The sequence below is a fragment of the Companilactobacillus halodurans genome, assembly GCF_009600985.1.
Lineage (GTDB): Bacteria > Bacillota > Bacilli > Lactobacillales > Lactobacillaceae > Companilactobacillus > Companilactobacillus halodurans.
Genome location: NZ_VDFP01000010.1, coordinates 56,666 through 70,268, shown reverse-complemented (window position 1 = coordinate 70,268; position 13,603 = coordinate 56,666). Strand labels below are relative to the sequence as shown.

The following is a 13,603-nucleotide window of genomic DNA, read 5'->3' as shown; positions in this document are numbered from 1 at the left end:
CTGGCCAAAGCCAGCTTATTTTTTTATTGTTTCTTCTTATCAGCCAAACGCTTGTTATCAATGTCAGTTCTGACAATAATAACATCTGTTCTAGCATTTCTTGTGACATATTCAGAAACTGAACCGACCAAGAGACGAGTTACAGCATTCATACCGGTTGAACCAATCATAATCAAATCATTTTCGTACTCTTCAACGAATTCTTGAGAAATGACTGTCTTTGGTTCTCCAAAACGCACGTGAATGGCAATGTTATTTTCATCGAAACCATTTTTAACAGCATCGTCTTTTAATTCATTGAGATATTTTTGGGCATCTTCGGAAAGTTGGTAAATAACGTCTCCATTAAGCATGCCACCATGCAATCCGATGAATTGTTTCGTATCCAGAACAGTTAAAACATCTACATGTCCGCCATTCATTTGTGCAACTTTTATAGCTTTCTTAAAAGCCATTTCAGCTTCTTTTGATCCATCTACGGGAACTAAAATCTTCTTATAATCTTGTTCCATAATTCAATCCTCCAATGCACTTATTGAAAATCCTTTATTTTTAGATTAATGCATTCATATCTATTATTCAATAAAATACCTCATTTAAAAGCCGAAAATGTCCGTGCTAATTGATTAGCTACTGATTCATAGTTTTCAAAAATAGTGATTTCATCATCATATTCTGTCATCTGCGTCGAAAAAATCCCTGTAAACATTTGTTCATAATTTTGAAAATCATCAACAAAATTATTGCACAAAACAAACGTAGGAACTTTTTCCAGACCAGCCATTCGACTCAAGTGATACAAAATATCATCGTGCATCGAATCCTTCGAAATTTTGTCAGTCGCAGTTATTAAAATATCGGCAGAACGAATTGTTTCATTCATGCCCGTGACCTTAGCGACCCACTCAAACGATGACCGTAAAATTCGTGCATTAATCATTGCAAACGCCCCTGCCAATGTCTTGATTGAGTTTGAATGTGGCATCGGGTGTATATCTAAATTATACTTCTGATTCAGCTTTTCGGAAACGTAAACCAAATTATCCTCCAAAAAACTTTCCTGCGTTTCGTTCAAGTACTCAACAGTGTCACACAATTTATGCGTGGTGGAAAAGTTTAATAAAACGGTGATTTTCGTCCGTTTGCCGAGCAATTCGTAAACATCTTCCATATCTATCCGATATGCTCTTATCAAAGGATTTTCTCCTTCTGGAATCAATTGGTTATCCTCATCATAAATCTTTGCTCCAAGCGCCTGTAAAGCTCCTAGACCACCATCAGCCACAGCCGTCTTCCCTAAACAGAGAACGATATTCTTTAAGCCGCTAGTTACGGTATCAACAATAAATTCTCCAATACCATAACTTGTCGCATGAAACAATTCATTTCGTGTTTTATTTTTTGCTAAATCTACGCCGACTACTTGCTCTGAGTCCATAATAGCGGTATCTTGACTATCGATATTAGCTATCAAATAACGTCCGGTTTTATTTTGCCAAAAGGCGTCAAAAAACGGTATCTCGACCCATTGTCCACCTAAAGTATGATTGATCAATGCTGGCATGCCGTCTTTACTATCCGTCACAGGCATAGTTGCAATTTGAGCATCTGGTAATGCACGGGCGATACCGCTATAAATTGCTTGACCAATTTTAGTCGTAATATGATTGCTGTATTTTCCTGGTGCAATAATAAACTTCATGATTAGGATGACTCTTCCTTTGTTATAATAATAATTAGAAAAAACAACGAGGTAATTAAGAATGGCTAACGAAGAAAAACGTGTTCTAGACCTTGAAAAAGGCATTAATTTCCGTGAACTTGGCGGATATAAAACAAAAGACGGCACAACTGTTAAGTATCACAAACTTCTTAGATCAGCTGGTTTATCCGATTTAACAGACAATGATCTTAACTACTTAAAAGATTATGGATTCAAAATCGATATCGATTTGCGTTCAAAACAAGAAGTCGACTCAAAGCCTGACAAGAAGCCTGCAGGCGTTCGTTACGTTTGGGCCCCTGTTTTCCAAGAAGATGAAACTAAATCTTCTGAAGTCCAAAGCGAAACTTATATTCCTGAAATAAATGGCGACCCTACTAACGGCTACGCTCACATGTTGGACGTCTACCGTGATATTATCACAGGAGATTCCGCTAAAGCCGCATATCGAAAATTCTTTAATCAATTATTACTAAATGTTAACGACAATGAAGTCTTACTCTTCCACTGCAGTGCTGGTAAAGATAGAACTGGTATGGGAGCAGTCTTCTTACTCAAAGCTTTAGGCGTTCCTTTGGAGACCATCAAAGAAGACTATTTGTTGACTAATGTAGCTAACAAAGAATATGTCGATAACTTGATCAGTGAACTAGAAGCTAAAGGCTATAACGAACCCGAAGTACTTAATTCCGTTCGCGATTTAATGACTGTTCACAACAATTATTTAACAACTGCTCTAAACACAATCGACAGATCGTATGGCAGTTTAGATAAGTATATCAAAGAAGAACTCAAGGTAACTTCCTCTGAAATCAATACTTTGAAGAAAATTTATCTAGAATAATCAAAAACTTCTCAATTTGTGAACATTGGCATCATACTTTCTTCACATTTACTGGTTATGATGTACTTGTAAGTTGAAAGAGCAAGAAGCCCTTAAAACTTATCCCCCCTATATAAATAATCTTCGTATAAAAATTATTCTTAAATACAACAATCTTATAATCCATCCTTCCCCCCTGATAGTGGATTATAGACAAGTAAAACCAGTTACTGAATCCTACTTCAGCAACTGGTTTTTTATTTTACTCAAATTTTTGCAACAATTGCGTAGCATCGAGATTCTTCTTTGCTTCGCCTTTAACATCTAATTTGATTTGGCTATTTTGAATCATTACCAAACGATTGCCATATTTTAAGGCGTCCGTCATTTTGTGAGTAATCATCATCGTGGTCAATTTTTCTTTGGTCACGATTTTTTCAGTTATCTTCATCACTTCTTGACTGGTCTTGGGGTCAAGTGCTGCCGTGTGTTCATCCAATAAAAGCAGTTTTGGCTTGCTCAAAGTCGCCATCAATAACGATAAAGCTTGCCTTTGCCCACCAGATAGATATTTAACTTGCGTTCCCAAAAAGTTTTCGAGACCCATATTGAGTGATTCCAATAAAGCTTTGAAGTAAACAATATCAGTTTTTTTCTGATACCACTTCAAATTAATCGTTTGCGTGTGGCTTTTGGCTAAAATTAGATTTTGCAATACCGTCAAATCTCCTGCGGTCCCCATCTTAGGGTCTTGGAACACTCGTGACATGTAGCGCGAACGATAAGCAACTGTTTTTTTGGAAACGTTATGTTTTTCGAGGTCGATTTCTCCAGCGTCAGCTTTTAAAGTTCCAGCAATCGCATTTAATAAAGTTGACTTGCCGGCTCCATTATTTCCAATAACTGAAATGAAATCTCCTTGATCGACTTGTAAGTTGATATTTTTTAAAACGTGGCGTTCATTCTCAGTCCCGGGAAAGAAGACTTTTTGCAGGTGCTTGACTTGTAGTACTGTCATCGTTAGTTGCCTCCATTTGTTTGAGATATTTTTTTAATTGACGTTTCGTCTTGATGCGATTTTGGACGATAGGAACACAAATTACGATTACTAAGATAATTGCCGATAAAATCTTCAAGTCATCGGCTGGAAAACCTAGTCCCATGGCAACGGTCAGTAATAAACGATAGACGATTGCTCCTAGGACCATAGCGAATAATCTAATCAAAATGCTGTGACCTCGTAGGAAAATTTCTCCAACTAAGACTGAGGCCAAGCCAATGACAATCGTGCCAATTCCCATACCGATGTCAGCGTAACCGTTACTTTGAGCTATCAAAGCACCTGACAAAGCTATCATCCCGTTTGAAATCATATATCCAAAGATAATCATATTGTCTGTATTAATACCATTAGCTTCAGACATGTTTTTATTGTTTCCTGTTGCCATTAAAGAAAGTCCTAATCTAGTTTTAAACATTAGATAAAGCAATATTAAAACGATACCTGTAACAATGATGCCTAAAATAATAGTTTGCATCTCTAAACTAAAACTCATTGGCAAATATTCTGTCAGCACTTTTTCATTTAGTAGTGGCACATTGGATTTTCCCATGATGTGCATGTTGATTGAATACAAACCAGTCATTGTGAGAATTCCCGCTAAAAGCGAAGGTATCTTTAACTTTGTATCTAAAATTCCAGTGACGAATCCTGCCAGACAACCTGCTAAAAATCCGACTAAAGTAGCAATAATTGCCGATTGTCCTTTGACCATTAAGCTAACTGTCACAGCAGCTCCAAAAGGAAAACTGCCTTCGGTCGTTAAATCCGGTATATCTAAAATTCTAAAAGTTATGAAAACGCCAATAGCTAAAGGCGCCCATAATAATCCTTGTCCAAGACTTGATATCAGCATAATTTCCTCCTATGGTTTTTGAATTTTATCAGGCTTGATCCCGAGTGCTTTAGCATTATTTTTATTAACGTAAAGTCTCAACGTATGTGAAGTTTCTACTGCCATATTTTGGGGCTTCTTTTTGTTGATTAAAATTTGATAAGCCATCTTGGCCGTTTGCTTGCCGAGATCGTTATAGTTGATGCCATAAGTTGCTGTTCCCCCATCTTCAGCCATTTCGATTGAACCAGTTACGACTGGAAGTTTGGCCGCTTGTGCTTTTTTGCCGATAGTTTTCATTGAACTAGCCATCAGATTATCGGTTGGCAAATAGATTCCTGATACCTTATCAGCCATTCCTGAAACAGCACTGGCAACGTCGTTGGTACTAGTAACGCTGACAATATTTAGTTTCAAATTGTGATTTTTAGCATATTTTTTAACCATTTTGACTTGCAAGACGGAATTTTCTTCCGAAGAATTGTACATCACGCCAATTGGTTTATTGTTTTTGGTCAAAGATTTTAACAGCTTGAGTTGCTTATCCACTGGTCCCAAATCTTTCGTACCGGTCACATTAGTTGCTGGTTTTTCATCATTTTTGACAAGTCCGGCACTCTTTAGATTAGTGACAGCTGTAACGACGATTGGCGTTGTCTTAGTTTTCTTAGCTAGTGCTTGAGCTGATGGTGTGGCAATCCCTAGAATCAAATCGTTTTTCTTTTGGGTCAACTGTTGGGCCATCGAGTTTAGATTCGACTGATCTCCTTGAGCATTTTGATAGTTATAGTTGATTTTGATTGATTTATCGTGAGCTTTTACCTCTTTATTGAGCTCTGACTTGAAGCCTTTTCTGGCGGCATCAAGCGAACCATGCGGTACGATTTGCAAAATCCCCACGTTCAAAGTTTTATCGCTTGCAGATGCATTATTGGAACATCCCACTAAAATTAAAGCCGTCATAGCTATTGTTAATAGTCCTACTAAATATTTTTTCATCATCTTTATCCTCCCAAATGTATAAAAAAAACCAGTTAGATTCAAAAGCGAATCTAACTGGTATACTTGGGCCCAAATATTTTCTCCAGATAGATTCAACCCTAGTATCTATCTGGCTTCAATGACATACTGAAAAACTTTAGCCAATCAATAGATACGAACAACGTCCGCGTTCGTATCCAGCGACTGAATACAAACGCTATCTAAAGAAAAAGCTAAAGGCAAATTGATTATTTAACTGTGAACTAAGATTATCGAATTTCATAATAATTGTTCCTTCCGTTTTCAATTTACAAAGCCTAGTTAAACATTTAAATATTAAAATGTCAATAAGTATATTAAAATAATTTAATTTTAATTAAAACTAAAATGATAGGTACTTTTTAGTCCCTACTGCACTTTAAAGTGCGTAATTGTTTAATTCTCCTAACTAAATATAATGATACTTGCACTTTAAAACACCACTTTAGGGGGATTAAATAAATATGAATAAAAAAGTTTCATCCACTTGGATTCTTTTATCACTAGCCATCAGTGCTTTTGCAATTGGTTCTACAGAATTTATCAGTGTCGGGATTATGCCATTACTGACTAAAACTTTTGGTATCTCACTGGCTCAAGGAGGCTTGACTGTTTCTATCTATGCCACAGGAATTATGTTTGGTGCTCCAATCCTAGCCTTATTGACTAATCGCTGGGATCGCAAAAAGCTCTTAATTGGCATCATGCTTAGTTTCATTGTCGGAAATACTTTGGCTGCTCTAGCACCAAGTTTTGCGATTTTGTTAGTTGGTCGCGTCATTGCCGCTTTGTCGCATGGAATCTTTATGACGATTGCTTCTCTGATTGCCGCTGATGTCGTAACGCCGAATAAACGTGCTTCTGCTATTGCTGTAATGTTCACTGGTTTGACCGTTGCTACGATTACTGGAGTTCCACTAGGGACTTTTATCGGCAATAACTTTAACTGGCGATTATCATTTTTCTTCTTAGTAGCTTTAGGATTAATTGGCTTGATTACTAATATCATCCTAGTTCCGAATAAATTGCCTTTACCTAAACCTACCAGTGCCAGAGGCATTTGGAAAATTTTGAAACAACCGCAATTGTTGTTGATTTTACTTATCACAGCCTTAGGTTATGGAGCAACTTTCCCTGTCTATACTTACTTGACGACTATTTTGAATAAAAATATGAATTGGTCGCAAAGTGCCATCGTCATCATTTTGATTTTTTATGGTTTAGCAGTTGCAGTCGGCAATACGCTTGGCGGTAAATTTGCGAACCAAAACCCTTTAACTGCACTTTTGAAAATGTTTCTTGGTTTAGGACTTGCTCTAATCGTAATGAGATTCTTCATCAATTTACATTTCTTAGGTTTAGCAGCGATACTTTTACTCGGTTTATTTGCTTTCATGAACGTACCAGGATTACAACTCTACATCGTCCAATTAGCTGAAAAATATACGCCTAATGAAGTTCCTTTGGCTTCAGCTTTGAATATTTCAGCTTTCAATGTTGGAATAACTTTGGGGTCAACTCTTGGCGGTCAAGCAGTGGCCCACAGTCAATTAGTCAATACTCCTTGGCTTGGGGTAATTATGCTGAGTGTTGGTATCATTTTGATGGCAGTTTTGATCAAGCTGGAAAATAAACCTGCTAAAGAATTAGACCTCGAAAATTGCTAAGTTGAGGCCTTGATGATAAGATACCTGTACCAATGAGAGGAAGTCGCGTAATGAAACAAGCAATTTATAATATTGGCGTGGAAAATACCATGCGAATTATCGGAGGCAAATGGAAACCAATTATCCTCTGCCACCTCAAACATGGAAAAATGCGCACGGGTCAATTGCGGCGCGCCATTCCTAACATCACTCAGAAGATGCTGACACAACAATTGCGTGAATTGGAAACTGACGGCATCATCTCCCGCAAAATTTACGATCAGGTTCCGCCGAAAGTTGAATATTCTTTGACTGCTTATGGGCAATCACTCAACAAAATTTTGGAGGAGCTCTGCGTTTGGGGTGAAAATGACATCGAACGTCGCAAGCAAAATGGTGAAAATATCATCTTGCTCAATAAAGAAGATGTCGCAAACGATATTTTGCCTTATGCTGATTAAAAGCGTTGAACTTAATGGTTCAGCGCTTTTTTTGTAAAAAAAAAGCCCTCAATTATGAGGACTCTCGTCGAAGTTAATTCTGATTATTAAAACTTATTATCAATTAATATTAATCAATATATTTGAATGTATGTTTCTTTGAAATTCTATCTTCTGAGTAAACTGCCAGCACAATAGCTAGAACGGCTACTGCGGGAATGGAGTATCGGCTTTGCAAAATGAATAACATCATTAATAACACGGCCACTACCGCCATTAGTGCTACTTCCATAATTTTTACATTTCTTGTTGTCATAACATCCACCCCTTATGTGTTTTCTTATTTTCCATAGATGACATTAACATGATAAAATGCCTTTTACAACCCATTAGGTCGGGCTTTCGTGGACTTTCAATGGGACAACTGTTTTATTCTAATAAAGGGGATTAATATCTTAGAATGAATTAAAGAATGGGACATACTCGCAGTACGTGTCTTAAAAGACGTCACATTTTTCTGAAATAATTATGAAGCTTTCTTAAAATTAAACTTATTCAATTATTTTTAAACTTATTTTGATTGTCAGCCCCGCTGTACCGGCGTTTATGGACAGTTGTTTAGATGATATGAACAGTTGTGATGAGTGATTTTGATTAATAATTTTAATTTTATTTTGGTAATAATAAAAGCCGTGCTCTTTTATATTGAGACACGACTTTTTAAAATCTATTTGACTTTATATTATTTTCGGACGTCAACTTGACAAGGGTTGACGTGGGTTTTTGATTTTCTTTGGGGTTGGGTTATTCTACTTTGAATAGCCTTTTTTTCGTATTGGTTGGTTAGAACTGTTTGTTCTTTAGTTAAATAACCATTGGTTTTATTTTTATAGTGGAAACGAGCTCCACAGGGGCAACCCATTCCGGTTAAGTCTAATATCTCTGGCGGTTGCTTCGCAACCACCTGAGATATTGGTCTTAATCCTCGTGGGCTGGGCGCCCCTGTTGCGCTCTCTAGTTTTCCCACTTCCAATTTCTAACTTCTGGCAAATCGTCACCATATTCGCGGATATACTTATTGTGTTTATCCACTTCTTCTTCCATCTTATCGGCAAAGTCATTGGCTGCGTCGCCTTGTACTGCTTCTGCAGCTTCTTCTGCTAGGTGGAATCTGTCCATTTCATTTACTACACGCATATCAAATGGTGTTGTGATGTCACCATTTTCACGGTAGCCATGGACGAATAGGTTGTGATTGTCACGGTCGAAGAAGATATCTTTGATGATGTCTTCAAAACCATGGAAGGCGAATAGTACTGGTCTGTCAACGGTGAAGATTTCATTGAATTGTTCATCAGTTAAACCTCTTGGGTCTACTTCTGGTGATCTTAACTTCAATAGATCTACAACGTTAACGAATCTAATCTTAAGTTCTGGTTTTTCTTTTCTTAAGATACTGATAGCTGCTAATGATTCAAGGTTTGGTTCTGTTCCGGCTGCGGCGATGACGATGTCTGGATCCCCATTGTCGTTTGAGGCCCAATCGATTACCTTAAGTCCCTTTTCAGCTAATTCTTCACCTTCCTCAATTGAGTAAAATTGAGGTCTTGGTTGCTTAGATGTGACCAACAAGTTGATTTTTTCTTGGTCATTTAAAATCTTAGGCATAACAGCTAACAATGAGTTTGTGTCAGCTGGGAAGTACTCACGGATGTATTCTGGCTTCTTTTCAGCTAAGTGCGTGATGATACCAGGATCTTGGTGAGTGTATCCGTTGTGGTCTTGTTGGAAAGCAGTTGATGTAGCAATAACATTGAGTGATGGGTATTTGTTTCTCCATTTCAACTCATTAGCTTTTCTCAACCACTTGAAGTGTTGTGTCAACATTGAGTCGACAACTCTCAAGAAGGCTTCATAACTGGCAAAGATTCCGTGACGACCTGTTAGTGCATAGCCTTCGTTGAATCCTTCAGCTTGATGTTCTGAAAGTTGTGAATCAATGATGCGACCTGCTGGTGCTTCAAATTGGTCATTTGGTTCGTGAACAGATTCCATCCATTGACGAGGACTAGCATCAAAGGCACCATACAAGCGATTTGACATTGTTTCATCAGGACCAAACAATCTAAAGTTTGTTGGATTCTTCTTGATGACGTCACCAAGATATTTACCTAATTCAATCATATCTTGAGCGTTCTTATCGCCACGCTTGTCAAATTTCAAAGCGTAATTCTTATAATCAGGCAAGTTCAATGGCTTAGGATCGACCCCACCATTAACGATTGGGTTCATAGCCATTCTGCTTTGTCCCTTAGGGATAATAGCAGCGATGTCTGACTTCAATTTACCATTTTCGTCAAATAATTCGTCAGGCTTATATGACTTCATCCATTCGACTAATTTGTCGGCGTGTTCCATATCATTTTGGTCAACAGGAATTGGAATTTGGTGAGCTCTAAATGAGCCTTCGATAGGTTCGCCATCCCAAGTCTTAGGACCTGTCCAGCCTTTAGGTGCACGGAAGATGATTACAGGCCAATGTGGCATCTTAGCATCTTCTGCAGAGTGCTTTCTAGCTTCTGTTTGAATTGATTGAATCTTTTCGATAGCACTATCAACGGTCTTAGCCATTTCTGGGTGCATCTTTTCTGGATCTGTTCCTTCAACGAACATTGGATCCCAACCCATACCTTTGAAGTATTCAGTCAATTCTTCATCACTCTTACGTGACAAGATTGTAGGGTTAGAAATCTTGAATCCATTGAGGTTTAAGATTGGCAATACGGCACCATCATCAACTGGGTTGATGAAGACATTTGAGAACCATGAAGCAGCCAATGGGCCAGTTTCAGATTCACCATCACCAATAACAACTGCGGCGATTTCATCAGGATTGTCAAGGATTGCTCCGACACCATGTGATAGAGAATAACCTAATTCTCCACCTTCATGCATTGATCCTGGAGTTTCAGGAGCGGCGTGAGAAGCAACACCACCAGGGAATGAGAATTGCTTGAACAATTTTTGCATACCCTTAGTATCTTGTGTAATTTCTGGATAAATTTCAGTATAACTACCGTCAAGATATGAGTTAGAAACCATAACTTGACCACCATGACCGGGTCCTTCGATATAGAACATCTTGAGACCATACTTATTGATAGCACGGTTCAAATGAGCATAAATAAAGTTTTGACCAGCGATAGTTCCCCAGTGTCCAATTGGGTGAACCTTAACGTCTTCGGGCTTTAATTCACGTCTTAATAAAGGATTATCTTTTAAATATAATTGACCAACAGAGATGTAATTAGCTGCTTGCCAATATTTATCTACTAAATTGAAATATTCTTTTGATGAGTAATCTGTCATTACCAGCACACTCCTTATGTATTTACAACTATTATGATAACTAGAGAAAGTTTAAAAGTCAACCATTTAATAAATTGGTTCGTCCCAATTATTGTAAGCAGTTACTTACTTGCTAGGTCAACGAACGAATCATACTTAAAATATTTATAATGCAGCTTCATAGTTGAAAACTCGAATGGCGTTCCATCGTCCAAGAAGAAAATACCTTCCATTAAGCCAACTGGTTCATTTTCAGCTAAATGCAATAAGTCCTTGCCTTCTTGATCAGATGGAGCTGCCGAAATCGTCAAGTAAGTTTTGTTGACCTCTTTTCCCAACTCAGACTCTACATAATTAAAGATAGAATCGGAAGCAATTTGCTCAGATAGCTCAGGAGCTAGTTTGATAGGGATGTAACCAGTTTCAATCATAAAAGGAATATCGTCTAATAACCGCAATCTCTTGAAAGCATAGACGAATTCCGTTGGCTTTAGGAAAAGATTGCCTTGTAAGTCTTTGTCAGGATGGATTACATCAAAGCTCATTACTTTGATACCTGGCTTTTGTCCATTAGATTTGAAACTGTCAGTGATACCTAAATTCTTTCCACTATAATTAAAATATGAATCTTGCTTCAAATATAGCGGATTAACGAAGGTTCCGGAGCCTCTTTTTTTGAAGATGATACCTTGGTCAGCCATCAACCCTAAAGCACGTTTAATGGAACTTCTGCTTACGCTGTAGCTTTGAGCTAGAGACCTTTCGTCCGGCAAGCGCATGTCCGTAAATTCTCCGGCGTCGATTGCCTTTTTCAATGATGTGATGATTCTTTGATAAACTAAATCAGCCATTTTATATTCCTCATTTTCTAACTGGGTCGCACCAATTTGTATTATGGTGATTATCTTTCTAATCGATTATATCTTATAACATTTTGAATCTAGATACCAAAATATTATTGGGATTCTTTTTTTAAGTCTTTCATTTGTTTTACAATCTGTCTAGCGATACGATAATCTTGTTAAATATAAATGTGAGGCAGATAAAATGGGAATTAAAATTGGTGTCATTTTAGGAACGACCCGCAAGCATTCTTTAGGTGGGCGCATTTTTAAATATTTGCAAAATAATATTCAAAGTAATGCTGACGTTAAATATACTTGGATTAAATTGCGTGACTATCCTTTGCCACTTTATGACCATGAGGAAACTCCCTTAGAAGAACCTATTCAAGATTTAAATAGTAATGAAAGCGAATGGCTAGCTACATTAAAGCAACAAGATGGTTATCTTATTTTGACTCCAGAATATGACCATGCTCTTCCTGGAGGATTAAAAAATGCTTTTGATTTAGTAGGTCCAGAAGTTAGTCGCAAACCAGTTCAAATCATTGCCTATTCACATTACAGCGACGGCGGCACATTGGCTGCTCGATCAATCGTACCAATTTTGCAAATGCTCAAAATGATTGTCTTGCCCACTCCAGCCTTGTTGTGGGATGCTGACAAGAACTTCACTGAACATGGTGATTTACAAATGGATGTTTTAAATAGCGAGCATTTTGCTAAACGCCTGCAAGATGTTTTTGTGGAGATAAACTTTTACACTTCTGTTTTGAAACAGAATCCTTTCTTGAAAAATGATGATAAACCTAAAGCTGACTAAAATTAATAGCCTTGCTCAAATAAAATTTGGACAAGGCTATTTTTGTACTTCTAATAATTTTCTAGTTTCCACATATATCTTCTTTTACTCAAGGGATGCTTTCTAGCTTTACTCAATTCTTCAGCATAGACACGCATTGCTCCCGTCAAAACTAAAGGATCGAAGTAATCGACTACTTCAGAATCGATTTTGCTGTCCAACCAGAAATCTTTTGCATCGATAACGGTATATTTGGCATCGAATTTTTGGAAAAACTCTAAAGCTCTGGCAACCAAGTGTCGAGTCTTGCCATCGGACATAAATAGTAAATATGGGGCATCTTTTACTGTCAATTCAAAGGGACCATGGAAATATTCGCCACTGTCTAAGATTGGACTTGCAATCCATTGCATTTCCATGAAAATGAAATTAGCTGTTGAATAGCCAACTCCAAAATTAGGGCCACTGGCCAATATAAAAATTGTTTTCTCATTTTTATACTTCTCACCAAAGTCTTTTGCGGATTCTTTAACATTGTCAGCTGCAAAATTAGTAATACTATCGACGACCTTTAATCCATCAAGCATTTTTTGATATTGATTGAATCCTTCGACAGCTTCCAAAATCTCCACTGCAAATCCTAAAGCATCCTTTTGCTTGGCTGCTTTAGAAGCATAGTCTTCAAAGAAAGCATGTACGATTGTAAAATCAGCATCTTTAGTCAAGGAAGAATCGGCCAGATGAGTGAGGGCCACTGTTTGACAGCCCCATTTTTTAGCATTTGAAACAGCGTTAACGGATTCTTTAGTAGTTCCACTTAAAGATGCAACGACTACGACTGCCGTTTTATCTGCCAAATTAGGTCTTGCATAATTGAACTCATTAGCTTGGATTGACTGAACTTTTAATTTATGAGCATTTTGCTTCAAAAAATAAGTTGCTCCGTAAAGTTCTGAAAATGATGCTCCACATCCAACAAAGAAAATACTCTCCAATTCAGGACTCTTACTCATTATTTTATTTACCATTTCTTTTAAATCTTTTTGTGATGTATATTCAGTCAT

General features: G+C 37.4%; 13 protein-coding genes. 4 read left to right on the top strand and 9 right to left on the bottom strand.

All coding sequences use genetic code 11. The annotated features are described in order from the left end of the window. Positions 1 to 23: 23 nt before the first annotated feature. Entirely contained in the window at positions 24 to 512 is a 489-nt protein-coding gene (locus FHL06_RS06500) for a universal stress protein (protein ID WP_153385418.1), read from the bottom strand. An 80-nt stretch (positions 513 to 592) separates the two neighbouring features. Next, positions 593 to 1,702, bottom strand: a complete 1,110-nt coding sequence (locus FHL06_RS06495; RefSeq protein ID WP_153385417.1) for a glycerate kinase — start codon at positions 1,700 to 1,702, stop codon at positions 593 to 595. A gap of 61 nt (positions 1,703 to 1,763) precedes the next feature. On the opposite strand from FHL06_RS06495, the gene FHL06_RS06490 reads away from it, so the two are divergent. Next, positions 1,764 to 2,567 carry a tyrosine-protein phosphatase gene (locus tag FHL06_RS06490; protein ID WP_153385416.1) on the top strand — a complete coding sequence of 268 codons (804 nt, stop codon included), beginning with the start codon at positions 1,764 to 1,766 and terminating at the stop codon, positions 2,565 to 2,567. A 241-nt stretch (positions 2,568 to 2,808) separates the two neighbouring features. Here the strand turns inward: FHL06_RS06490 and FHL06_RS06485 are convergent, their stop codons facing one another. From FHL06_RS06485 to FHL06_RS06475, 3 genes are read right to left on the bottom strand one after another with little or no spacing between them, the layout of a single operon-like run. Then, positions 2,809 to 3,564: an ABC transporter ATP-binding protein gene (locus tag FHL06_RS06485; RefSeq protein WP_153385415.1), complete on the bottom strand. Its 756-nt coding sequence runs from the start codon at positions 3,562 to 3,564 to the stop codon at positions 2,809 to 2,811. Continuing rightward, the gene (locus FHL06_RS06480; RefSeq protein ID WP_153385414.1) at positions 3,512 to 4,462 is read right to left on the bottom strand and encodes an ABC transporter permease; all 951 of its coding nucleotides are present in this window, start codon (positions 4,460 to 4,462) and stop codon (positions 3,512 to 3,514) included. Before FHL06_RS06480 ends, FHL06_RS06485 begins: the two co-directional genes overlap by 53 nt. A gap of 9 nt (positions 4,463 to 4,471) precedes the next feature. After that, positions 4,472 to 5,440 carry an ABC transporter substrate-binding protein gene (locus FHL06_RS06475; protein ID WP_153385436.1) on the bottom strand — a complete coding sequence of 323 codons (969 nt, stop codon included), beginning with the start codon at positions 5,438 to 5,440 and terminating at the stop codon, positions 4,472 to 4,474. 485 nt (positions 5,441 to 5,925) lie between these two features. Here FHL06_RS06475 and FHL06_RS06470 point away from each other — a divergent pair, with 485 nt between their 5' ends. Together FHL06_RS06470 and FHL06_RS06465 are read left to right on the top strand one after the other, a co-directional pair. Next, positions 5,926 to 7,128, top strand: coding sequence for an MFS transporter (locus FHL06_RS06470; RefSeq protein WP_153385413.1), 1,203 nt, complete (start codon positions 5,926 to 5,928; stop codon positions 7,126 to 7,128). 50 nt (positions 7,129 to 7,178) lie between these two features. Continuing rightward, positions 7,179 to 7,568, top strand: coding sequence for a winged helix-turn-helix transcriptional regulator (locus FHL06_RS06465; RefSeq protein WP_153385412.1), 390 nt, complete (start codon positions 7,179 to 7,181; stop codon positions 7,566 to 7,568). Between the two features lie 109 nt (positions 7,569 to 7,677). On the opposite strand, the gene FHL06_RS06460 is transcribed toward FHL06_RS06465, so the two are convergent. The 3 genes from FHL06_RS06460 to FHL06_RS06450 form a co-directional block, all read right to left on the bottom strand. Beyond that, the gene (locus FHL06_RS06460) at positions 7,678 to 7,863 is read right to left on the bottom strand and encodes a hypothetical protein (RefSeq protein ID WP_153385411.1); all 186 of its coding nucleotides are present in this window, start codon (positions 7,861 to 7,863) and stop codon (positions 7,678 to 7,680) included. 698 nt (positions 7,864 to 8,561) lie between these two features. Beyond that, a complete protein-coding gene (locus FHL06_RS06455) occupies positions 8,562 to 10,916 on the bottom strand; it encodes a phosphoketolase family protein (protein ID WP_153385410.1) in 2,355 nt (784 codons plus the stop codon). 101 nt (positions 10,917 to 11,017) lie between these two features. Further along, a complete protein-coding gene (locus FHL06_RS06450) occupies positions 11,018 to 11,746 on the bottom strand; it encodes a GntR family transcriptional regulator (RefSeq protein WP_153385409.1) in 729 nt (242 codons plus the stop codon). Between the two features lie 196 nt (positions 11,747 to 11,942). On the opposite strand from FHL06_RS06450, the gene FHL06_RS06445 reads away from it, so the two are divergent. Then, a complete protein-coding gene (locus tag FHL06_RS06445) occupies positions 11,943 to 12,560 on the top strand; it encodes an NADPH-dependent FMN reductase (RefSeq protein WP_153385408.1) in 618 nt (205 codons plus the stop codon). A 50-nt stretch (positions 12,561 to 12,610) separates the two neighbouring features. Here FHL06_RS06445 and FHL06_RS06440 read toward each other — a convergent pair whose 3' ends face one another. Then, positions 12,611 to 13,603, bottom strand: a complete 993-nt coding sequence (locus tag FHL06_RS06440; RefSeq protein ID WP_153385407.1) for an SIS domain-containing protein — start codon at positions 13,601 to 13,603, stop codon at positions 12,611 to 12,613.

What these genes read in the sequence shown, in the direction of transcription:
- FHL06_RS06500 (WP_153385418.1), bottom strand. Translation starts at nt 512, where the DNA reads ATGGAACAAGATTATAAGAAGATTTTAGTTCCCGTAGATGGATCAAAA.
- FHL06_RS06495 (WP_153385417.1), bottom strand. Translation starts at nt 1,702, where the DNA reads ATGAAGTTTATTATTGCACCAGGAAAATACAGCAATCATATTACGACT.
- FHL06_RS06490 (WP_153385416.1), top strand. Translation starts at nt 1,764, where the DNA reads ATGGCTAACGAAGAAAAACGTGTTCTAGACCTTGAAAAAGGCATTAAT.
- FHL06_RS06485 (WP_153385415.1), bottom strand. Translation starts at nt 3,564, where the DNA reads ATGACAGTACTACAAGTCAAGCACCTGCAAAAAGTCTTCTTTCCCGGG.
- FHL06_RS06480 (WP_153385414.1), bottom strand. Translation starts at nt 4,462, where the DNA reads ATGCTGATATCAAGTCTTGGACAAGGATTATTATGGGCGCCTTTAGCT.
- FHL06_RS06475 (WP_153385436.1), bottom strand. Translation starts at nt 5,440, where the DNA reads ATGAAAAAATATTTAGTAGGACTATTAACAATAGCTATGACGGCTTTA.
- FHL06_RS06470 (WP_153385413.1), top strand. Translation starts at nt 5,926, where the DNA reads ATGAATAAAAAAGTTTCATCCACTTGGATTCTTTTATCACTAGCCATC.
- FHL06_RS06465 (WP_153385412.1), top strand. Translation starts at nt 7,179, where the DNA reads ATGAAACAAGCAATTTATAATATTGGCGTGGAAAATACCATGCGAATT.
- FHL06_RS06460 (WP_153385411.1), bottom strand. Translation starts at nt 7,863, where the DNA reads ATGACAACAAGAAATGTAAAAATTATGGAAGTAGCACTAATGGCGGTA.
- FHL06_RS06455 (WP_153385410.1), bottom strand. Translation starts at nt 10,916, where the DNA reads ATGACAGATTACTCATCAAAAGAATATTTCAATTTAGTAGATAAATAT.
- FHL06_RS06450 (WP_153385409.1), bottom strand. Translation starts at nt 11,746, where the DNA reads ATGGCTGATTTAGTTTATCAAAGAATCATCACATCATTGAAAAAGGCA.
- FHL06_RS06445 (WP_153385408.1), top strand. Translation starts at nt 11,943, where the DNA reads ATGGGAATTAAAATTGGTGTCATTTTAGGAACGACCCGCAAGCATTCT.
- FHL06_RS06440 (WP_153385407.1), bottom strand. Translation starts at nt 13,603, where the DNA reads ATGACTGAATATACATCACAAAAAGATTTAAAAGAAATGGTAAATAAA.